Below are 20,971 nucleotides of genomic sequence, written 5' to 3'. Positions count from 1 at the left end.
CCGCTACAGCACTTCCTTGAGTCGGTGCCAGAGCATGCCGAGCGCCAGCAGCGGCGAGCGCAGGTAGCGGCCGCCAGGGAAGGTCATGTGCGGCACCTGAGCGAACAGATCGAAGCCACGGCTTTCCTGCCCGGCGATGGCTTCGGCGAGCAGCTTGCCGGCCAGGTGCGTGGCGTTGAGGCCATGCCCCGAGTAGGCCTGGGCGTGGAACACGTTGGGCTGATCCTCGAGGCGGCCGATCTGCGGCAGGCGGTTGGCGCCGATGCCGATCATGCCGCCCCACTGGTAGTCGATGCGCACGCCCTGCAGTTGCGGGAAGACCTTGAGCATCTTCGGCTGCATGTAGGCGGCGATGTCCGCCGGGTCGCGCCCGGAGTAATGACAGGCGCCGCCGAACAGCAGACGACGGTCGGCCGAGAGGCGGTAGTAGTCCACCGTCACGCGCTGGTCGCACAGCGCCATGTTCTGCGGGATCAACTGCCGGGCCTGCTCCTCGGACAGCGGCTCGGTGGCAATCACGTAGCTGCCGGCGGGCAGCACCTTGCCGCTCAGGTGCGGGTTGAGGCCGTTGATGTAGGCGTTGCAGGCCAGCACCAGATGCCTGGCCCGTACCCGGCCGTGGGCGGTGTGCACGCGAACCTCGGGGCCGTAGTCGATGCGGGTCACCGGCGAGTCCTCGAACAGCCGCACCCCCAGTGACTGGGCGGCAGCCGCTTCGCCCAGGGCGAGGTTGAGCGGGTGCAGATGGCCCGAGCCCATGTCGATCATGGCGCCGTGATAGTTGTCCGAGCCGACCACCTCATGGATGCGCTCCTTCGGCACCAGGCGAAGCTCGTGGCGGTAGCCGAGGCTTTCCAGCTCCGCCTTGTCCTCGGCGAAACCTTGCATATGAGACGGCTTGTTGGCCAGGTCGCAATAGCCCCAGGTCAGGTCGCAGTCGATCTGGAACTGCGCCACGCGGCTGCGCACGATTTCCACCGCTTCCAGGCCCATCAGCTTGAACTGACGCACGCCGTCCTTGCCGACCAACGACTCGAACTGCTCGACGCCATGGCCGACGCCGCGGATCAGCTGTCCGCCGTTACGCCCGCTGGCGCCCCAGCCGATCTTGCGCGCCTCCAGCAGCGCCACCGACAGGCCCTTCTGCGCCAGCTCGATGGCGGTGTTCAGGCCGCTGAAGCCGCCACCGACCACGCACACATCCACCTGCAACTCGCCGCCCAGCGGCGGGTAGGCCAACTGGCGATTGACGCTGGCGGCGTAATAGGAGGCGGCGTGCTGCGGTCCATGGACGGGCTGGTGAACGCGGGCGTTCATGTGCGAAATCCTGATTTTTGTGTGTGGAAAATTCAACGCAGCATAAGCGCGGAATCCGTTCGCCGCCAAGGGGTGGAGGGGAAAAAAGCGCTCTCAGCAGGGTGCGTCGCGAGAGGTAGACACCTGCGTCAGGCTCCGCGCTCGCCCAACAGCTTCCGGATTGCATCCGGGCTACGTTGCCCGTGCATCACCGTCGCGCAGTAGACTGTCGGCATCGTTACCCAAGGCGTCCGAACATGAGCTGCACCGACCGCAAGATCGACCACCTGCGCCGGCAGATCCCACGTTTCGACTGCGTGCCCGGCTGCCACGACTGCTGTGGGCCGGTCACCGCTTCGTCCGAGGAGCTGGCGCGTCTGCCAGTCAAAAGCGATGCCGAGCACGACGCGGCGCTGGCCGAGTACAACTGCGTACATCTGGGAGCGAACGGCTGCGAGGTGTATGACCAGCGCCCGCTGATCTGCCGGCTGTTCGGCACCACGCCGAACCTGCCCTGCCCGCATGGGCGTGGGCCGGAGCAGCCGATCGAGCCGGCGGTGGAGCGTCAGGTGCACCGCCTGATCGCCACCACGCGGCAGCGGTTGGTGTAGCACCGAGCGCACCGCGCCCCTCTCGCTCAATCCTCGAACTGCACCGGGCAGCGCTCGGCGCCTTCGAGCTTGAGAATCTCCTCCACCACCTGCGGCCGGGCCTGGCGCAACACCAGGCTGCGCTGTCCGGCCAGCAGGCGGCGTGCCTCCTGGTGCAGCATTTCCACCCCGGCGTAGTCGATGAAGTTGATATGCCGCGCGTCGATCACCAGGCGCTGGCCGCGGCTGCGCTGCAGCAGCTGCTGGATGTAGTGGCAGGCGCCGAAGAAGATCGAGCCCTCGATGCGCAGCACCTCGTCGTCGCCGTCCTGCCACAGGCGCACGCGCGGTTGTGAGGTGCGCTTGAGGTAGAAGAACAGCGAGGCCAGCACCCCGGCGTAGATCGCCGTCTGCAACTCCAGCAGAAGGGTGGCCAGCAGCGTCAGCAGCATCACCGCGAACTCGGCGCGGCTGACGCGGCGCAGGGCGCGGATCGCCGCCAGATCGACCAGGCCCCAGCAGATCAGCAGGATGCCGGCGGCCATCACCGGCAGCGGAATATGCGCCAGCAGCGCGGCGCCGAACAGGGCGAACAGCGCCACCAGCAACGCCGAGAACACCCCGGCCAGCGGCGTACGCGCGCCGGCCTGCAGGTTGAGCGCCGAGCGGGTGAAGGAGCCGGCCGACAGCGAACCGGCGAACCAGGGCCCGAGCATGTTCGACAGCCCCTGGGCGCGCACTTCCTGATTGGCATCGAGGAACTGGTGCGATTTGACCGCCAGAGCGCGGGCGATGGACAGGCTGGTGACCAGCCCGAGCATGCCGCAGGCCACCGCCGCCGGAAGCAGCTGCAGCAGGCTGTTGAGGTCGAACTGCAGCGGCGTGAAGGGCGGCAGGCCGCCTTCGAAGGCGCTGACCAGGGCGATGCCGCCGACCAGGCGTTCCGGCAGCAGCCACACCAGCGCGCTGCCGGCGACCAGGCCGACCAGCAACGCCGGCGCCTTCGGCCACAGGCGCCGTACCGCCAGGCAGAGCAGCAGGGTGAAGGCGGCCAGGGCCAGGCTTGGCCAGTGCACGTCGTTCAGGTGCTGACCGATCTGCAGCAGGCTGGCCAGGGCGGTGGCCTGGCTGACGATCTCCACCCGCAGCAGATTGGGAATCTGGCCGATGGCGATGACCAGCGCCGCGCCCAGGGTGAAGCCGAGCACCACCGATTGCGAGACGAAGTTGACCAGGGCGCCGAAGCGCAGCAGGCCGAGCAGCCACTGGAACAGCCCGGCGAGGAAGGTCAGCAGCAGCACCAGGGCGATGAACTGCTCGCTGCCGGCCTTGGCCAGCGGGCTGACGCTGGTGAACAGGACGATGGAGATGGCCGCCGTCGGCCCGCAGATCAGGTGCCAGGATGAGCCCCACAGGCAGGCGACGATCACCGGCACTATGGCCGCGTACAGGCCGTACTCGGCCGGCAGGCCGGCGATCAGCGCGTAGGCCAGCGACTGCGGCAGGGCCAGCACCGCGCCAGTGAGGCCGACCAGCAGATCGTTGCCGAGGGTCTTGCGACTGGTGCCGGGCAGCCAGCGCAGGAAGGGCAACAGGGTCTGCAGGTCGGGTAGCGGCATCGTTGGGGCCAGGCAGGTTGGATTCGATTCGGGCAGTTAGCGGGAGCCTAGCGTAGCGCCGAATCGCATCCGGGCTACGCGCTGCGTCCCACCCTACGCAATTGCCCCGGCTATTTCAAAGCCGCGCCTTGACCGCGGCCAGGCCGTCGCCGCCGTCGCGGGTGGTGACCCCGTCCAGCCAGGCATCGAGCACCTGCGGGTTGGCCTGCAGCCAGTCCTTGATCGCCTGGGCGTTGCTGGCCTGCTTGCTGAGCACCCGATCCATGATGCTGTTCTCCATCTCCTGGGTGAATTTGAGGTTGGCGAGCAGCTTGCCGGCATTGGGGCACTGCTGGGCATAGCCCTTGCGCGCCAGGGTGTTGACCTGGCCGCTGTCGCCGAAATACTTCTCGCCGCCGCGCAGGTATTTCATGTCGTACTGCACGTTCATCGGGTGCGGGGTCCAGCCGAGGAACACCACGAACTGCTCGCGTTTGACCGCGCGGCCGACCTGCACCAGCATCGCCTGCTCGCTGGACTCCACCAGTTGCCAGTCGCCCAGGCCGAACTCGTCGGCGGCGATCATCTGCTTGATCGATTCGTTGGCCGGCGAGCCGGAGGCGATGCCGTAGAGCTTTTTGCCGAACTTGTCGGCGTGCTTGTCGAGGTCGGCGAAGGTCTTCACCCCGGCCTCGTAGGCATAGGTCGGCACCGCCAGGGTGTACTCGGTGCCGTCGAGGTTCTGCGCCAGTTGGTCCACCTCGCCGCTGGCGACGAACTTGTCGTAGTTGCTCTGCTGCGCCGGCATCCAATTGCCGAGGAACACGTCGAGCTGACCCTTCTGCAGCCCGGCGTAGATGATCGGCACCGCCAGGGTCTGGCTCTGCGTCTGGTAGCCGAGGCCTTCGAGCAGGAAGCTGGCGATGCCGTTGGTCACAGCGATGTCGCTCCAGCCCGGATCGCCCAGCTTGACCGTGGCGCAGGCCGCGTCCTCAGCCCAGACGTTGGCGCTGGCGGACAGCGCCCCGGCCAGCAACAGTGCGTTGATTCGGTTCATGGCGTATCTCCTTTGTTCTGATAGTAGTGGGAGGCAGTGCGTTTCAAACCTGTGGATAGCGGGCGCGACGTTCCAGGTCGTCGAGATCGATATGGTTGCGCATGTACTGCTGGCTGGCGTCGACCCAGGGCTGATGGTCCCAGCTGGTCAACTTGCCCTGGCTCAGAGCCTCTGCCACCAGGCGCCGACGGCGCTGGCTGGCCAGGGTGGCGGCGTGGATCGCCGGGATGTCCCAGCGCGCCCTTGCCTGGGCGAGGAACTCGGCCAGCACGCCCTGGTGGTCCGCCGAGCCGGCCAGATTCTCGCGCTCCTGCGGGTCCTGCTGGAGATGGAACAGCAGCAGCGGATCCTGCTCCGAGTAGACGAATTTCCACGGCCCGCGGCGGATCATCATCAGCGGGCTGGTGGTGCCTTCGGCCATGTATTCGCCGATGACTTCATCGTGGCCCTGGCGACCTTCAAGGTGCGCCAGCAGCGAGCGGCCCTCCAGCGCCAGGCCCTCCTCGACCCGGCCGCCGGCCAGTTCCACCAGTGTGGGCAGCAGGTCGAGGGTGGAAACCGACTGGCTGACCCGGTGCGCGGCGAAGCGCTGCGGCGCATGCACCAGCAGCGGCACACGGGCGGCCATCTCGAACCAGTGCATCTTGTACCAGAGGCCGCGCTCGCCAAGCATGTCGCCGTGGTCGCCGGAGAAGACGATCAGGGTGTCGTCTGCCAGGCCGCATTCCTCCAGGGTCTTCAGCAGCTTGCCGATGTTGTCGTCGATATAGCTGCAGGCGCCGAAGTAGGCGCGGCGGGCGTCGCGGATCTTGTCCTCTGGCAGCGGCTTGTCCCACAGGTCGATGACCTTGAGCAGGCGCTGCGAATGTGGGTCCTGCTCGGCCTGCTCGATGTGCTGGCGCGGCATGGGAATGTCCACGCCTTCGTAGCGCTCCCAGTACTCGGCCGGGATGGTATAGGGGTCATGGGGGTGGGTCATCGACACGGTCAGGCAGAACGGCTGCTCCGGCGTCAGGCGCACGTGGTCGTAGAGGCACTGGCGGGCCTTGAACACCACCTCCTCGTCGAAATCCAGCTGATTGCTGCGTACGCAGGGGCCGGCCTGCAGCACCGAGGACATGTTGTGGTACCAGCTGGCACGCACGTCCGGTTCGTCCCAGTTCACCGCCCAGCCGTAGTCGGCCGGGTAAATGTCGCTGGTCAGGCGTTCCTCGTAGCCGTGCAGCTGGTCCGGGCCGCAGAAGTGCATCTTGCCCGACAGCGCCGTGCGGTAGCCGAGGCGGCGCAGGTAGTGGGCGTAGGTGGGCACGTCGGCGGGAAAGTCGGCGGCGTTGTCATAGGCGCCGATCTGCGACGGCAGCCGGCCGCTGACCAGGGTGAAGCGCGACGGCGCGCACAGCGGGCTGTTGCAGTAGGCCGAGTCGAACACCACGGCCCGTTCGGCCAGTTTCATCAGGTTGGGCATCTGCACCGGCGAGGCGGCATCGTGCAGCGGCAGGATCGGTGCGGCCATCTGGTCGGCCATGATGAAGAGGATGTTCGGGCGTTTCATGCTGTGCCGGTGTCCCATATCTTATGTTTATGCGAGATTGCCTTGCCTCATGATGGTTTCAGCGTAAGACGCGGTAAACCCGCGGACTAAACATGGTTTGGATAAGCATGGCTTATGCGTAAAGTGCTCGATGAGATTTCCCTGGACAGCCTGCGGGTGTTCGAATCGGCCGCCCGCCTGCTGAGCTTCACCGCGGCGGCCAACGAGCAGGGCAGCAGCCAGCCGGCCATCAGCCAGCAGATCAAGCGCCTGGAACAGCAGCTGGCGGTACGCCTGTTCGACCGCGTGCATCGCGGATTGGTGCTGACGGAAGCGGGCGAACTGTTGCTGCGTTACGTGCAGGAGGGCCTGCACAGCCTGGACAGCGGCCTGCAGGCGGTGGTCGCGCGGCAGCAGCATGAGGTGCTGCAGGTGGCCACCGATTTCGCCTTCGCCGCCTACTGGCTGATGCCGCGTCTGCAGCGCTTCCATCAGCTGCACCCGGAGGTGGACGTGAGCCTGGTGACCACCGAGCGCGACTTGGGCGGCAACCTGCCGGGCGAGATCGACGTGGCCATCAGTTTCGGCGACGGCCGCTGCAAGCACGGCGAGAGCCTGCTGCTGTTCGGCGAGGAAGTGTTTCCGGTGTGCAGTCCGCACCTGCTGCACGGCCGCGAGCCGGTGGACTCGGCGGCATTGTTGGCGCGCCTGCCACTGCTGCATCTGCGCCCGGAGGCGCGCGCCAACTGGTTTGCCTGGGATGGCGTATTCCGCGCCCTGGGCATTGTCGAGCCCCCTTCTGCCGGCGCCCTGCGCTTCGACAACTACACCTTGCTGATCCAGGCCGCCATCGCCGGCCAGGGCGTGGCCATCGGCTGGCGCTACCTGGTGGACGAGCTGTTGGCCCAGGGGCTGCTGGTGCGCATGCTGGATACCTCGATCCGCTCGGCCTATGGCTATTACGTGGTGATGCCCGAGCGCAAGCGGCGTGCGCGGCTGGTGCGCTGCTTCGTCGACTGGCTGCAGGACGAGCTGGCCAGCCTGCAGCGGCAGCCGCCGCGAGGTGGCTGGGCGGGTGTCGCGATCTAGCCGCAGGTCGGCGCATGCCATGCGCAGGCCGCATCCTAGGGCGCCGCGCCTGTAACTTCCCTATACTGCTGAGAGTTCCACCCTGCAGTCCTCCAGCCAACTGGTGAAGTGAACCGTGAAACTCCGATATTCGATTTTGGGCCTGCTGCTGAGCGCCGGCCTTGTTGTCTCGAACCTTCAGGCCGCGCCGGCCCAGCCGCAACAGGAACTTGCCGCGGGCAGCGCATTGCTGATCGACCTGAAGACCGGAAAGGAACTCTATTCCAGCAACCCCGACCTGCGTCTGCCGGTGGCTTCGGTGACCAAGCTGATGACCGCCATGGTGGTGCTCGATGCCAAGCTGCCGCTGGATGAGGTGCTGCCCATCACCATCCGCGACACCAAGGAGATGCAGGGCGTCTACTCGCGCGTACGCATCGGCAGCGAGATCAGCCGGCGCGACATGCTGCATCTGGCCCTGATGTCCTCGGAGAACCGCGCCGCCGCCAGCCTGGCCCACCACTATCCCGGTGGCCACGCGGCGTTCGTCGCGGCGATGAACGCCAAGGCCAAGGCGCTGGGCATGCACAACAGCCATTTCGTCGAGCCCACCGGCATGTCCGAGCGCAACGTCGCCACCGCCCGCGACCTGGCGCTGATGATCAAGGCCACCCAGCAGTACCCGCTGATCGGCCAGTTCAGCACCGACTCCGAGGCGACCGTCACCTTCCGCAAGCCGACCTATACCCTGGGCTTTCGCAACACCAACGCACTGGTGCGCAAGCCCGACTGGGACATCGGCATGAGCAAGACCGGCTTTACCAACGCCGCGGGGCGCTGCCTGGTGATGCTCACCTCGATGAACCAGCGTTCGGTGGCCTTCGTCGTGCTCGGTGCGTTCGGCAAGTACACCCATATGGCCGACGCCAACCGCCTCAAGCGCTGGATGGAGACCGGCAAGGTGACGCCGGTGCCGGCCGCCGCGCTCAGCTACAAGCAGCAGAAGCTGACCGAATGGAGCATGCAGGCCGCGCAGTGACCTGGCGCTGATACAAAAAGGGCGACTCGATGAGTCGCCCTTTTTCGTTGTGCTGTCGTGTGACCGGATGCAGTCCGGGCTACCGTCGGTTGTCGTCAGTCGTGGGGCGTCAGCCCGGGCGAGCCTAGTCGTTCGCTGAGAAAATCGAGAAAACAGGTGATGCGCGAGGCCAGCGCCGTATTGCGGTAGTACACCGCGTTGATGGGCTGGCGCACCTCCACGCGCTGCTCGGCCAGCACCTCCACCAGACGGCCGCTGGCGCGGTCGGCGTCGGTCATGAAGTCCGACAGACAGACCAGGCCCTGACCCGCCAGAGCCAGCTCACGCACGGTGTCGCCACTGGAAACGTGCAGGCTGGGTGTAATGCGCCAGCGCTCGCCGAGGGCATGGCGCAGCGGCCATTCATTGAGGCTGTCCGGTTCGGTGAAGCCGATCAGGCTGTGCCCGGCCAGCTCCTCGGTGCGCATCGGCTGGCCATGCCTGGCCAGGTACTCCGGGCTGGCCAGCACGCGACGGCGGCTATGGCATAGCGGGCGTGCATGCAGGCTGGAGTCGGGCAGATGGCCGATCCGGATGGCCAGGTCGGTACGCCGTTCCAGCAGATCGATGATGCGGTCATCGCTGTTCAGCTCCAGCTCGATCTGCGGATAAAGAGCGCGAAAATCGCCGATCAGCGGGACTATCACATGCAGCATGAAGGGCGAGGCGGTATTGATGCGCAGGCGTCCGGCCGGCGCCTGGCGGCGCACGGCCATCTGTTCCTCGGCCTCCTCGACGCTGTCGAGAATGCGCCGCGCCTGGACGAGAAACACCTCGCCCTCCTCGGTCAGTTCCAGACGTCGGGTGGTGCGGCGCAGCAGCGTCACCGCGAGCTTCTCCTCGAGACGACCGAGGGCGCGGCTGACGCCAGAGGCGGTCTGCTCCAGTTGCTCGGCCGCCGCGCTGATGGAGCCGCTGTCGACCACGCGAACGAACGCGAGCATTTCTTCCAGGCTGATCTTCATCGTTGATCTTCAGTCAAAAGTCTTTGCCATGTTCTCGGCTTTTTTCCGCAGGAGTCTGGCGCGGATACTGCTCCCCATCAACCCTGCTAGCCACGTCAGCAGGCGGCCTGGCCCTGGACCTGCAACTTTTTTGCGTGTGCTCGGGCCGAACCTTTCTGTCCCGGTCCGCTCTGGCGGTCGGCCACCTGTTCGTCATCAAGGAGATTGCCCATGAAATTCATCCCTGCCTTCGGCCTTGGCACCTTTCGCCTCAAGGATCAGGTCGCCATCGACTCGGTGCGCACCGGCCTGGAGCTGGGCTACCGGCATATCGACACGGCGCAGATCTACGGCAACGAGGCCGAGGTCGGCCAGGCCATCGCCGCCAGCAGCGTGGCGCGCGACGAGCTGTTCGTCACCACCAAGATCTGGACCGAGAACCTCGGCCCTGGCCGGGTGATCGCCAGCCTGCAGGAGAGCCTGCAACGCCTGGGCCTGGAGCGGGTCGACCTGTGCCTGATCCACTGGCCGTCGCCGGGTGACGAGATCCCCGTGGCGCAGTACCTGGGTGAGCTGCTGGAGGCCAAGCGCCAGGGACTGACCGCGGCCATCGGCGTGTCCAACTTCACCATCGCCCATCTGCAGCAGGCTATCGAGGCAGTGGGTGCCGACGAGATCGCCACCAACCAGGTCGAGATTCACCCGCTGCTGCAGAATCGCAAGCTGGTCGACTTCACCCGCCAGCAGGGTATCCACCTCACCGCCTACATGCCGCTGGCCTACGGCAAGGTGCTGGCCGAGCCGGAGATCCAGCGCATCGCCGCCGCCCATGGCGTCAGCCCGGCGCAGGTCGCCCTGGCCTGGTCGCTGCAACAGGGCTATGCGGTGATCCCCTCCTCGACCAAGCGCGAGAACCTGGCTGCCAATCTGGCGGCTGCCGAGTTGCGCCTCAGCACCGAAGACATGGCCGCCATCGCTACCCTGGAGCGCGGCGAGCGGGTGGCCAACCCGGGGTTTGCGCCGCGCTGGGATTGAGCCCCTGGGGGATGCGCCGCGCGCACCGGGGTATTCAGACGGCACACGCCATGGCGCCCCGGTACTGCGGAATAAAAAGCCCGCCACAAGGGCGGGCAAAGAGTCAGCCCAGAAGGCCGCGCATCAGAAAGTAGAGCAACGACGGGCCGAGCAGGCAGCCCAGGGCGGTGTAGAAGGCTGCGGTCAGGCAGCCGTAGGGCACCAGCTTGGGATCGGTAGCCGCCAGGCCGCCGGCCACGCCGCTGGAGGTGCCCATCAGACCTCCGAAGATCACCGCGCTGCGCGGGTTGTTCAGGCCGATATAGGGGGCGACGAAGGGCGTGGCCACCATCACCAGAATCGCCTTGATCAGGCCGGCGGCGATGGACAGCGCCATCACGTCGGAGCTGGCGCCCAACGCCGCGCCGGTCACCGGGCCGACGATATAGGTCACCGCTCCGGCGCCGATGGTGGTCAGGCTGACCACGTCGGTGTAGCCAAAGGCCATGGCCACCGCGACACCGGCCACGAAGGACGACAGCACACCGACGAACAGCGCCAGTACCCCGGCGAAACCGGCACGCTTGAGCTCCTCCACACTGACACCGAAAGCCGTGGCGACGATGGCGAAATCGCGCAGCATGGCGCCGCCCAGCAGGCCCAGGCCAGCGAACAACGGGATGTCCACCAGGCCCTTCTGCCCGCCGCTGTAGAGGCCACCGATATAGGACAGCAGCAGCCCAAGCAGAATGGCGATGGCCGAGCCGTGCAGGCGGCCCTTGGTGAATTTGTCGGACATCCAGTACGACACCCACATGGTGATGCCGATGATGGCGAAACCGCTGAGCATCCCGTAGCCGGAGATGACTTTCATCAAAGATTCGTACATGGCGGTCACCGCGGTGCTTTGGTCAGGGAGGGGGCCGTTTCGCTAGCGGACTTCTTTTGTCCGACGCGGCTCAGTACCGGCACCAGCACGAAAGCCAGGGCAACGGCGGCGGTGCCGGCGAGAATTGCCATCGGGCCGCCGCTGAGGGCGCCGTAAACGTTCTGCTGGGCGGCCATGGCGACCACGATGGGGATGTAGATGGCGCTCCAGAACTCCACGCCCTGTTCCGACTTGCCGGTGAACAGGCCGCGTTTGCTCAGGTAGCTGCCGAGGAAGATCAGCAGCAGCATGGCGATGCCGACACCGCCGACGTTGGCGGGTACGCCGATGAGTTTGCCCAGCAGCTCTCCGATGAAGATGCCTGCCAGGGTGCAGAACGCCAGAAAGGCGACACCGTAGATGATCATTGTCGTTGTCCTCGTTTGAAGTTGTTGTTCTTGTGCTTCGGTAAAGGCCACGCTCAGCGGTCGAGGCTTACCTCCTGACGCAACATGGCGTCGAGTGTATGCAGCCGCGCGCTCTCGAAGGCGATCACCTGGCCGGGTTCGAAGACGCGCCGGGCAAGCCCGGTCAGTACGCCGCCGGGTGGCAGTTCCAGATGCAGGCGCACGCCGCGTTCATAGGCGGTGACAAGCGTGGCCTGCCAGTCGACGACGCGGCTCATGTTGTAAGCCAGGTCGTCGCGCAGGGCCTCGGGGTCACGGATCAGACGCGCCGAGCTGCCGCTCAGGTAGCGCACCTGTGGCGCGCGCAAGTCGATGTGGGCAAAGGCGGCAGCCAGCTCGCGAGCGGGCTCATCGAGCAGCTCGCAGTGCGACGGCACGCTCATGGCCAGCCGTTTCGCGGCGCCCGCTCCCAGCGCGCGGGCACGCTCGGCGACCTTGGCCATGGCGGCATCGCTGCCGGCGATCACCAGCTGGGTTTCGGCGTTGATATTGGCCAGGTACACCGGGCCTTCGGCTTCGGCCAGCAGGCGCTCGATGCGGGCCTGGTCGAGACCGAGGATGGCGGTCATGCCGTAGCCATCGGGATAGGCACGCTGCATCAGCTCGCCACGCAGGGCGACCAGGCGCACGGCATCGGCAAACTCCAGCGCGCCGGCCACCACGGCGGCGGCATAGGCGCCGATGGACAGACCGGCAACATAATCCGGGCGATGGCCGCGCTCGCAGAGCAAACGCGCGGCGGCGACGCCGGCAATCAGCAGGCACAGCTGCACGGCGCGGGTATCTTGCAGCGCTTCGGCCGAATCGAGCAGACGCACGTCCTCACCCAGCACTTCGCCGGCCTGCTCGGTACAGGCCTGCACCACCGGTGCCTCGGGCAAGGCATGCAGCATGCCGGGCTGCTGCGCGCCCTGGCCGGGGAAGGCCCAGAGCGAACTCACGCCGCCACCTGCTGCAGATGCCAGGGGTCGCCGACCAGCAGCGGGCCGTTTTGCGTTTTCAACAGCACGCGCGGCGCCTCGCCGGCCCATTCGCGCAACGCCACAGCGCCGTGCGGGGTTTCCAGTTGCAGGTCGATACGACCCGGCGCTTGATCCAGCAGTGCGCACAATGTCTGCGCCTCGGCGCGCGAAAGCTGATGGGGCGCACGTAGCGACAGGTCGAGATCGCTGTCCGGGTGCGCGGCGCTGATGCCGCTGGCCAGCTCGAAGCCCAGGCTTCCGGTCACGCCCCAGGCCAGGCCCAGATCGTCGAGCCGCGGCGCCACCTGGTTCAGCGCCCGCAATGCCGGCCACTGCGGCTGAGCGTGGCTGCGCCAGTGCCCGGCCCGGGCCACCGCCTGCGGGCTGACCAGACGGCTGATCTCGCTCACGCGCATCCAGGTGGCATGCCGCTGTTCGCGCGCCATACCGCGGATACCGACCGCCACCCAACCGGACTCGGCCGGGGCACGGCGCACCACCACCGGCACATGCCCGCTCAGGGCGGCACTAGCCCAGCCCGGCGCCTCCTGTGGCAGGCGCTCGGGGCGCAGGCCCCAGAGCAGATCATGTGGACGGGGGTTGTGATACATCAAATGATCCTCGGCCGTAGGGTGCGCCGTGCGCACCGGGCTATAAGCAGATACCGCTGTGGTGCGCACGGCGCACCCTACGGCGGCGTTCATGTTCACCACTGCGCGCGCAGGGCCTCGCGCACCTTCGAGGAAGCCGCGCGATTCGCGGCGCCCAGGCGGTTGCGCAGATCGCGCGGGGCCTCGGCGATATCGGCCAATGCCCGGCTCAGGGCGTCCTGCACGCGGGCCAGGTCGGCGGCCGTCGGCTGCGTCACCTGCTCGATGTCGAGCACCTCCGCCAGCAGGCCCAGCGAGGCATAGCTGTCCAGGTCGTAGGCCATGGGCGGCACGCTGGCGGCCAGCGCTTCCAGCTCGTCGACGCTGCGCAGGGTGATGCGCGCGGCGGCGGCCTTGCCCATGGCGTGCACCATCACCCCGGCGTCGCGCAGGGCGATCAGGCGGTTGGCCTGGTAGCCGTGGGCGAGAAAGGCGCCGGACATGGCCTTGCCCACCAGCAAGCCGATCACCGCATGGCCGGCCAGACGAGCACGGGCATAGGCGTCCACCGCGCCGGCCAGCGCCTGATGGATGCCATAGGCTTCCTCGCGGCGGCCATAGGCCTGGCTCGGCACATCGACGATGGCGATCAGCGCGCGCTTGTGCGACTGATCGCGATCCGCTTCGATGGCCTCGTCCACGGCTTGGGCCAGGCCCCAGCCTTCGAGCAGGCCGACCTCGCCATTGCGGGCGCGGGGGAAGGAATTGTTGGCATCGGCGATCACCGCCAGATAGCGCACCGCCTGCCCCGCCAGCTCGCCATCGGCCACCCGCAGCGAGGCAGGCAGTCCGGGGATCGACTGAGCATCGCCGGCCAGGGCCTGGAACCAGTGCAGGCCGCGTTGTTCCTGTGCTGTTGTCATGTTCATGCTCCTTGGTAGGCGCTGCGCACGGCAGCGGCATCGGCCTGGACCGAGGTATCGACGGCGCGCAGGCGCTCGAGGAACCAGGCATGGCGCCGGCTGCGCTCAAGCTCAGGTTTGCCCTTGGCGAACAGGCCGTGCAGTTCGCTGCGAATGGCCTCGACGTCATCGGCCACGTAGCCGTCGACCAGGCCGCTGGCATGGCGCTGCTCGCCGCCGGTCAGGCTCCAGATAAAGGGACGGTCGCGCGAGTCGTATTCATCCAGCCCGGCTTCCTGTTCGATCACCTGCGGGCCGTTGAGGCCCAGGCGCGCCTCGCGGGTGACCAGCAGGTAGCTGCACAGCCCGGCGGCGATGGACATGCCGCCGAAGCAGCCAACCGGCCCGGCCACCAGCCCGATCACCGGCTGATACTGGCGCAATTCGACGATGGCGGCCTGGATCTCGGCGATGGCCGCCAGGCCCAGGTTGGCTTCCTGCAGGCGCACGCCGCCGGTTTCCAGCAGCAGCACGGCGCGGGTCGGTGTGCCGCCCTTGTTATCCTCGGCGGCCAGCTCCAGGGCGCCGGCGATCTTTGCCCCGCCCACTTCGCCAAGGCTGCCGCCCTGGAAGGCGCCTTCGATGGCGATGACTACCGCAGGCGCGCCGTCGATCAGCCCCTTGGCCACCACCACGCCGTCGTCGGCCTGGGGCACGATGCCCTGCTTGGGCAGCCAGGGCGACATCAGCCGGGCGAAGGGATCGAGCAGCTCGCGGAAGCTGCCGGCATCGAGCAATGCGCGGGCCCGCTCGCGGGCACCAAGTTCGGTGAAGCTGCGCTGCGCCAGCAGACGCTGGATGTTCTGCTCAGCCATGGCTCAGTTCCTCCAGGCCCTGTTCCAGGCGCAGGCGCACCACGCCGGGCGTGGCGCCGAAATCATGGATGGCGATGTTCAGCGCCGGCAGTTGCTGCTCGCGGAACATGCGTTCGAACAGCAGTTGCCAACGCGGCGCGCTGCCGTTGACCGAGGTGATCACTTCGATGGCCAGGGTGCCGGCCTGGCCGGGTTCGAGCATCACTTCCAGATCGCCGGAACCGACGCAGCCCACCAGCGCGCGGCCCTTGGCCGGCTGCCCGGCGGGGAATTGAAAAGACAGGGTTTCCATTTCACAGACTCCCAAGCTGCGCCGGCAGGCCATGCTGCAGGCGGTCGAGGAACAGGGTGGCGGCGAGCAGATCGGCAGCGCCGCCAGGCGAGGCACGCAGGTGCAGCATGTCGCGCTCCAGCTCGCGCAGGCAGCGACGCCCGTCGAGGCTGGCGCAACCGCCGGCGGCGAGCACCGCGCGGGCGCCGCTCTGCATGCGGGTCAGCCCGGCCACGCCGGCACGGTACAGCACGCAGGTGTCGGCCAGTTGGGTCATGATCGCCAGCAGCGCATCCAGGCGGGCGTTCTGCTCCCCGGCCCCAGCGGCGCGGCTGCGCGCCAGTTGCGGCAGCGCCTGCTGGATCACCGATGGAAAGCCCAGCTGCGCTTCCTCGCGGGCTCCATGCACGCCGTACAGGCGGCAGACCTGGGCGCCATGGCTGTCGCCAGTGACGGGCGCAGCCCGGTCATTGAGCAAGGCCAGGCGGGCGGCGCGCAGGGCGACCTGGGCGGGAGCCAGTTCGCTGACGTCCAGTGCGGCCGCGCTGCTGAGCAGCCCCAACGCCCAGATCGCACCGCGATGGGTGTTGACGCCGCCGGTGACGCGCAGCATCTCTCCCTCGCCCTCGCGGCCGATACGGCCCACCGCTTCACGCAGGTGCAGATCGATCTCGCCACGTTGTTGGGCAGCCTCGGCCATGGCCTTGAAGCTCGGCCACAGGGCCAGCGCCGAAGCGTGCATCAGGCCCAGGTGCAGGTCGGTGTGCGCACCGCTGCCACGGCGGTCGACCAGCCCCGGCTTGGGCGACAGGTCGGCCTCGTCAATCAGCGCGTCGACGGCCAGATCCGCCAGCCAGTCGCCTAAAGAGAGCTGTGGCTGAATTGCAGTGAGTGCATTCATCACCAGCTCCTGAACTTGGCGGGCGGGTTGTACAGGCCGCCCGACCACTCGACCAGCTCGGCGATGCTCTTGGCCGCGAGCAGTTCGCGGCTGGCATCGGTGCGGCGAATGCCGAGGTCTTCGGGCAGAGCGATCAGCCCTTCGCGGCGCATGCGTGCGGTCTCTTTCGGGTCGTGGCGCAGGCCGATGGCAGTCACCCCGGCCACCGCGGCGATCATCGCCTGGCGCTCTTCCAGGGTGCGCGCCTTGTACAGGTAGGCGATGCCCTCTTCCGTGAGCAGGTGAGTGACGTCATCGCCGTAGATCATGATCGGCGCCAGCGGCATGCCGGCCTTCTTCGCCACGTCGACGGCATCGAGCTGCTCGACGAAAGTGGGTTTGCCGCCTTCCTGGAAGGTTTCGACCATCTGCACCACCAGCTTCTTGCCGCGCTCGAGCAGGGTCACCGGGCCTTCGCCGCCAGGCGTCGCCATGTCCAGCCAGGCCGGCGTGCTATGGCGTCGGCCGCGCGGGTCGTGGCCCATGTTCGGCGCACCGCCGAAGCCGGCCAGGCGCCCACGGGTCACGGTGGAGGAATGACCATCGCCGTCCACCTGCAAGGTGGCGCCGATAAACAGGTCCACCGCGTACTGCCCGGCCAGTTGGCACATCATGCGGTTGGAACGCATGGAACCGTCGCGGCCGGTGAAGAACACGTCCGGGCGCTGGGCGATGTAGCCCTCCATACCCAGCTCGGTGCCGAAGCAGTGCACGCTCTCGACCCAACCGGTCTCGATGGCCGGGATCAGCGTCGGGTGCGGGTTGAGCGTCCAGTTGCGGCAGATCTTGCCCCTCAGGCCGAGGGACTCGCCGTAAGTGGGCAGAATCAGCTCGATGGCGGCGGTGTTGAAGCCGATGCCATGGTTGAGCGACTGCACCTGGTGTTTTTCGTAGATGCCGCGGATCGCCATCATCGCCATCAGCACGTGCACCGGCTTGATATGGCGCGGGTCGCGGGTAAACAGCGGCTCGATGTAGAACGACTTGTCGGCCACCACCACAAAGTCGACCCAGGAAGCGGGAATATCCACGCGCGGCAGCTCGTCGACGATCTCGTTGACCTGGAAGATCACGATGCCGTCACTGAACGCGGTGGGCTCGACCAGTGCCGGGGTGTCCTCGGTGCTCGGGCCGGTGTAGATGTTGCCGTGGCGGTCGGCCTGAAAACCGGCGACCAGCGCGACATTGGGAATCAGATCCACCAGCAGGCGCGAGTACAGCTCGATATAGGTATGGATGGCGCCGACTTCCATCTGCCCGTCTTCCAGCAGCTGGCCGATGCGCAGGCTCTGCGGCCCGGCGAAGGAGAAGTCGAGCTTGCGCGCGATGCCGCGTTCGAACAGATCGAGGTGCTCGGCGCGGCTGACGCTGGGCATGATCATGTGCAGGTCGTGCAGACGGCCGGGGTCGGTCTTGGCCAGCGAGCGGGAAAGGAAATCCGCCTGCTTCTGGTTGTTGCCTTCGAGCACCACGCGATCGCCGGGGGCGATCAGCGCTTCGAGGGCTGCCACGATCTTGTCGCCGGGCAGTACCACGCCATCGGCGAGGTGACGCACCTGATCGAGTCGCCGCGCCTTTTCCGCGCGACGGCGCGACCACTGCGGCGGTGGGGATATTGTTGTTGTCATCGATGACTCCACGAGTTCCGCTGTCGTGGAGGCACCTTAGGAGCGTGACCCTCGGGTCATCAATCAAGCAGGACGCGCAATCGTTACGCTCAGGTTAACGATTGCTCAAACACGGGCGTCGGCGGCATCGCCCCCCGAGGATCGGGAGGTCATGCTCGCCACTTCCAGGCGGTCACGCCCGCGCTGCTTGGCCTGATAGAGCAGCTTGTCGACGGCGTTGAGGAAATCCAGCGCCCGATCCTGCGCGCCCGGCACCATGGTGCCGACCCCAAGGCTGATGGTGAGCAGGGACGACACCGCAGAGCGTTCATGGGCGATGCGCTGCTGGCGCACCTGCTGGCGGCAGCGTTCGGCGATATGCCGGGCGGCGGCCTCGTCGGTTTCCGGCAGCACCAGCACGAACTCCTCGCCACCGAAGCGCCCGACGAAGTCCCGCGGGCGGCTGGCAGCGCGGGTCAGGGCCTGGCCGACGCTCTTCAGGCAGTCATCACCCTGAACATGGCCGTAATGATCGTTGTACTGCTTGAAGTGATCGATATCCAGCAGGATCAGCGACAGCGGCTGCTGGCTGCGCTGGGCACTGGCCCACTCGCTGGTGAGTACCCGGTCGAACATGCGCCGGTTGGCCACGCCGGTCAGGCCGTCCTGGTAGGAATACTCCTCCAGCTGCTTCTGCAGGGTCAGCAGCTGCTCCTCGGTCTTCTTGCGTTCGCTGATGTCGAACATGAAGCCGATCAGCGAGTCCACCTCGCCCTTGTCGTCGCGCACCACGTGCACCACGTCGCGAATCCACACGTAGTCGCCGGCGGCGGTCAGCGCGCGGTAGTCGGCCTCGTGGTCGACACCGTTCTGCGACTGCGACACGCAGAAGCCCACCACTCGCTCGCGATCCTCCGGGTGCATGCGCGCGGCCCAGTCCTCGGCGCTGACCCAGCTGGCCTGCGACCAGCCCAGCAGCGTCTCGATCTGCGGGCCGATGTAGGCAAAGGTCATGGTCTTCCAGTCGATCTTCCAGGGGATCGCCCGGGTCGATTCGAGCAGGGTCTTGTAGACCGCGCTGTCGGTTTCGATGGCTTGGTTCACGGGCAATCCTCCGGCGGCGGATACGGCTGCCCGTCCGTTATACACCAGGCCCGGCCACCGGCGGCAAGCGCCGCGAAGCGGCCGTCCTGCCTATCGGGATAACCGGCGGTTATGCCGCCGGGTCCCTGCCAGGGGGTTCTCCGGCCGGCGCGCAGCGCCGCTCTCACCTTTGGCTATGGGCATAAGGATTATTCAGAGGTCAGCCGGCCGATCCCGCCCTTAGCATGGCCGCGCACCTGTTCCCAGGCTGCACGCCCTGCGGCACCAGAACCGCAGGCGGACATCGAGCAGATATCAGGGGAGTACGGCATGACAACAACAACCCGCCTCGGCGCCCTGCGTCCGACGGTCTTGAGCCTGGCCCTCGGCCTGGCTCCCACGCTGCCGGCGCAGGCCGCCAGCTTCAACATCGGCGAGATCGAGGCGCGCTTCGACTCCTCGCTGTCGATAGGCGCCAGCTGGGCGATGGACGCACCGGACAAGCGCTTCATCGGCCGCGCCAACGGCGGCACGGCCTCGACCCGCACCAGCGACGACGGCCGCCTCAACTTCAAGCGCGGCGAGACCTTTTCGAAGATCTTCAAGGGCATCCACGACCTGCAGCTCAGCTATGGCGACAGCGGCCTGTTCCTGCGCGGCAAGTACTGGTACGACTTCGAGCTCAAGGACGAGAGCCGCCTGCTCTACGATATCGACGACAGCGGCCGCGACCGCGCCGCCAAGGCCTCGGGCAGCGAACTGCTGGACGCCTTCGTCTACCACAACTACCAGCTCGGCGAGCTGCCCGGCAGCGTGCGCGCCGGTCGCCAGGTGGTCAGCTGGGGCGAGAGCACCTTTATCGGCAACGGCATCAACGCCATCAACCCGGCCGACGTCGCCGCCTTCCGCCGCCCCGGTTCGGAGATCAAGGAAGGCCTGATCCCGGTGAACATGCTCTACCTGACCCAAGGCCTGAGCGAGAACCTGTCGATCGAAGCCTTCTACCAGCTGCAGTGGGAGAAGACCGTGCTGGACAACTGCGGCACCTTCTTCGGCGGCGACGTCGCGCCCCAGGGCTGCGACCTGGGCATGACCACCTTCGGCAGCGACTTTAACCGCGACCCGGCGGTGTACGGCTGGGTGCCACGCCTGGCGGATAAGGAGGCGCGCGACGGCGGCCAGTTCGGCGTGGCGCTGCGCTGGCTGGTGCCGGCGCTGAACGACACCGAGTTCGGCGTTTACGCGCTGAACTACCACAGCCGCACCCCGGAAAGCTCGTGGCGCACCGGCCAGCCAAGCTTCGCCGCGATCAGCGGCGCCCCCGGCCCGGCCAGCGCCCGCTACGGCCTGGAATACCCCGAGGACATCCGCCTCTACGGCCTCAGCTTCGCCACCAGCCTGGCCAACGGTACGGCGCTGTCGGGGGAGATCAGCCATCGGCCGAACATGCCGCTGGCGCTCAACGGCACCGAGGTGTCCACCGCCGCCAGCGTCGGCCAGCTGAACGACCTGCTCGGCCTCGACGGCCTGGCCATCTTCGACACTGGCTGGGCTGCCACCGCCCCGGGCAGCCGGGTACAGGGCTACAAGCGCATGCCCTTTACCCAGGCCCAGCTCAGCGCGGTGCAGGTGTTCGATCAGGTGCTGCGCGCCGACCGTCTGACCCTGGTCGGCGAAGTCGGCTTCAGCCATATCGGCGACCTGGGCCCCAGCGACGGCTCCGACCTGCGCTTCGGCCGCAGCAGCGTCTACGGCTACGGCGTGCTGCCGGACTCGGCCAGCGGCCTGGGCTTGAGCGGCAACCAGTTGTGCACCGCGCTGCTCAACAGTGCCAACCCGGACCAGTGCAGCGACAAGGGCTTCTACACCCAGAACTCCTGGGGCTACCGCCTGCGCGCCATGCTCGAGTTCAACAGCGCCATCGCCGGGGTCAACCTCAAGCCCAACCTGGCCTTCGCCCACGACGTCGAGGGCTACGGGCCGACCTTCACCGAGGGCAACCAGTCGCTCAGCATCGGCATCGACGCCGACTACCTGTCCAGGTACAGCGCCAGCCTGAGTTACACCGACTACTTCGGCGGCGACTTCAACACCAACACCGACCGCGACTTCGTCGCCCTGAGCTTTGGCGTCAGTTTCTGATGCCCGATAAGGAGCACGCCATGATTCACAAGCAGTTGATCCAGGCCGGTTGCCTGGGCCTGAGCCTGCTCGCCGCCCAGGTACTGGC

Annotated in this window: 20 protein-coding genes; 5 read left to right on the top strand and 15 right to left on the bottom strand. The window is 67.2% G+C overall.

Translation table 11 applies throughout. From position 1 onward, the window contains the following. Nucleotides 1-3: 3 nt before the first annotated feature. Entirely contained in the window at nucleotides 4-1,317 is a 1,314-nt protein-coding gene (locus N7333_RS05790) for an FAD-binding oxidoreductase (protein ID WP_129483302.1), read from the bottom strand. Between the two features lie 236 nt (nucleotides 1,318-1,553). On the opposite strand from N7333_RS05790, the gene N7333_RS05785 reads away from it, so the two are divergent. Further along, complete coding sequence (locus tag N7333_RS05785) at nucleotides 1,554-1,907, top strand: YkgJ family cysteine cluster protein (protein ID WP_003242280.1); 354 nt, start codon at nucleotides 1,554-1,556, stop codon at nucleotides 1,905-1,907. A gap of 26 nt (nucleotides 1,908-1,933) precedes the next feature. Here N7333_RS05785 and N7333_RS05780 read toward each other — a convergent pair whose 3' ends face one another. The 3 genes from N7333_RS05780 to betC all read right to left on the bottom strand — a co-directional run bounded on the left by N7333_RS05780 (nucleotide 1,934) and on the right by betC (nucleotide 6,093). Beyond that, nucleotides 1,934-3,505 carry a SulP family inorganic anion transporter gene (locus tag N7333_RS05780; RefSeq protein WP_096824939.1) on the bottom strand — a complete coding sequence of 524 codons (1,572 nt, stop codon included), beginning with the start codon at nucleotides 3,503-3,505 and terminating at the stop codon, nucleotides 1,934-1,936. Nucleotides 3,506-3,620: 115 nt separating this feature from the next. Next, nucleotides 3,621-4,541, bottom strand: a complete 921-nt coding sequence (locus tag N7333_RS05775) for a choline ABC transporter substrate-binding protein (RefSeq protein ID WP_129483301.1) — start codon at nucleotides 4,539-4,541, stop codon at nucleotides 3,621-3,623. A gap of 43 nt (nucleotides 4,542-4,584) precedes the next feature. Continuing rightward, nucleotides 4,585-6,093 carry a choline-sulfatase gene (betC, locus tag N7333_RS05770; RefSeq protein WP_279858573.1) on the bottom strand — a complete coding sequence of 503 codons (1,509 nt, stop codon included), beginning with the start codon at nucleotides 6,091-6,093 and terminating at the stop codon, nucleotides 4,585-4,587. 114 nt (nucleotides 6,094-6,207) lie between these two features. Here betC and N7333_RS05765 point away from each other — a divergent pair, with 114 nt between their 5' ends. Then, nucleotides 6,208-7,161, top strand: a complete 954-nt coding sequence (locus N7333_RS05765; protein WP_129483299.1) for a LysR substrate-binding domain-containing protein — start codon at nucleotides 6,208-6,210, stop codon at nucleotides 7,159-7,161. 115 nt (nucleotides 7,162-7,276) lie between these two features. After that, entirely contained in the window at nucleotides 7,277-8,179 is a 903-nt protein-coding gene (gene pbpG, locus N7333_RS05760) for a D-alanyl-D-alanine endopeptidase (protein ID WP_036986992.1), read from the top strand. Between the two features lie 95 nt (nucleotides 8,180-8,274). On the opposite strand, the gene N7333_RS05755 is transcribed toward pbpG, so the two are convergent. After that, the gene (locus N7333_RS05755) at nucleotides 8,275-9,183 is read right to left on the bottom strand and encodes a LysR substrate-binding domain-containing protein (RefSeq protein WP_129483298.1); all 909 of its coding nucleotides are present in this window, start codon (nucleotides 9,181-9,183) and stop codon (nucleotides 8,275-8,277) included. Between the two features lie 210 nt (nucleotides 9,184-9,393). Here N7333_RS05755 and dkgB point away from each other — a divergent pair, with 210 nt between their 5' ends. After that, a complete protein-coding gene (gene dkgB / locus N7333_RS05750) occupies nucleotides 9,394-10,197 on the top strand; it encodes a 2,5-didehydrogluconate reductase DkgB (protein ID WP_011920413.1) in 804 nt (267 codons plus the stop codon). 103 nt (nucleotides 10,198-10,300) lie between these two features. Here the strand turns inward: dkgB and madM are convergent, their stop codons facing one another. The 10 genes from madM to N7333_RS05700 all read right to left on the bottom strand — a co-directional run bounded on the left by madM (nucleotide 10,301) and on the right by N7333_RS05700 (nucleotide 18,762). Then, nucleotides 10,301-11,065 (bottom strand): malonate transporter subunit MadM, encoded by a 765-nt coding sequence (madM, locus tag N7333_RS05745; RefSeq protein ID WP_003242271.1) that lies wholly within the window; start codon nucleotides 11,063-11,065, stop codon nucleotides 10,301-10,303. Nucleotides 11,066-11,070: 5 nt separating this feature from the next. Further along, complete coding sequence (madL, locus tag N7333_RS05740; protein WP_003242268.1) at nucleotides 11,071-11,472, bottom strand: malonate transporter subunit MadL; 402 nt, start codon at nucleotides 11,470-11,472, stop codon at nucleotides 11,071-11,073. 53 nt (nucleotides 11,473-11,525) lie between these two features. Then, on the bottom strand, nucleotides 11,526-12,452 hold the full coding sequence (gene mdcH / locus N7333_RS05735) for a malonate decarboxylase subunit epsilon (protein ID WP_129483297.1): 927 nt from the start codon (nucleotides 12,450-12,452) through the stop codon (nucleotides 11,526-11,528). Continuing rightward, nucleotides 12,449-13,084, bottom strand: a complete 636-nt coding sequence (locus N7333_RS05730; protein ID WP_129483296.1) for a malonate decarboxylase holo-ACP synthase — start codon at nucleotides 13,082-13,084, stop codon at nucleotides 12,449-12,451. The genes mdcH and N7333_RS05730 overlap by 4 nt, the downstream gene beginning before the upstream one ends. A gap of 95 nt (nucleotides 13,085-13,179) precedes the next feature. Beyond that, on the bottom strand, nucleotides 13,180-13,986 hold the full coding sequence (mdcE, locus tag N7333_RS05725; RefSeq protein WP_129483295.1) for a biotin-independent malonate decarboxylase subunit gamma: 807 nt from the start codon (nucleotides 13,984-13,986) through the stop codon (nucleotides 13,180-13,182). A gap of 2 nt (nucleotides 13,987-13,988) precedes the next feature. Beyond that, nucleotides 13,989-14,840 carry a biotin-independent malonate decarboxylase subunit beta gene (locus N7333_RS05720; protein WP_129483294.1) on the bottom strand — a complete coding sequence of 284 codons (852 nt, stop codon included), beginning with the start codon at nucleotides 14,838-14,840 and terminating at the stop codon, nucleotides 13,989-13,991. Continuing rightward, nucleotides 14,833-15,132 carry a malonate decarboxylase subunit delta gene (locus N7333_RS05715; protein WP_129483293.1) on the bottom strand — a complete coding sequence of 100 codons (300 nt, stop codon included), beginning with the start codon at nucleotides 15,130-15,132 and terminating at the stop codon, nucleotides 14,833-14,835. The genes N7333_RS05720 and N7333_RS05715 overlap by 8 nt, the downstream gene beginning before the upstream one ends. 1 nt (nucleotide 15,133) lies before the next feature. Next, the gene (locus tag N7333_RS05710) at nucleotides 15,134-16,012 is read right to left on the bottom strand and encodes a triphosphoribosyl-dephospho-CoA synthase (RefSeq protein WP_129483292.1); all 879 of its coding nucleotides are present in this window, start codon (nucleotides 16,010-16,012) and stop codon (nucleotides 15,134-15,136) included. Further along, complete coding sequence (mdcA, locus tag N7333_RS05705) at nucleotides 16,012-17,679, bottom strand: malonate decarboxylase subunit alpha (RefSeq protein WP_129483291.1); 1,668 nt, start codon at nucleotides 17,677-17,679, stop codon at nucleotides 16,012-16,014. The genes N7333_RS05710 and mdcA overlap by 1 nt, the downstream gene beginning before the upstream one ends. A 105-nt stretch (nucleotides 17,680-17,784) precedes the next feature. Further along, entirely contained in the window at nucleotides 17,785-18,762 is a 978-nt protein-coding gene (locus N7333_RS05700) for a sensor domain-containing diguanylate cyclase (protein WP_129483290.1), read from the bottom strand. A 309-nt stretch (nucleotides 18,763-19,071) separates the two neighbouring features. Between N7333_RS05700 and N7333_RS05695 the strand changes: the two genes are divergently transcribed. Beyond that, entirely contained in the window at nucleotides 19,072-20,883 is a 1,812-nt protein-coding gene (locus N7333_RS05695; protein WP_096824954.1) for a DUF1302 domain-containing protein, read from the top strand. The last annotated feature ends 88 nt before the right edge of the window (nucleotides 20,884-20,971 follow it).

Source organism: Pseudomonas sp. GD04158 (genome assembly GCF_029834875.1).
GTDB classification, from domain to species: domain Bacteria; phylum Pseudomonadota; class Gammaproteobacteria; order Pseudomonadales; family Pseudomonadaceae; genus Aquipseudomonas; species Aquipseudomonas hydrolytica.
Note: the sequence above shows the minus strand (reverse complement) of the source record. Positions and strands in the feature narration are given on the sequence as shown.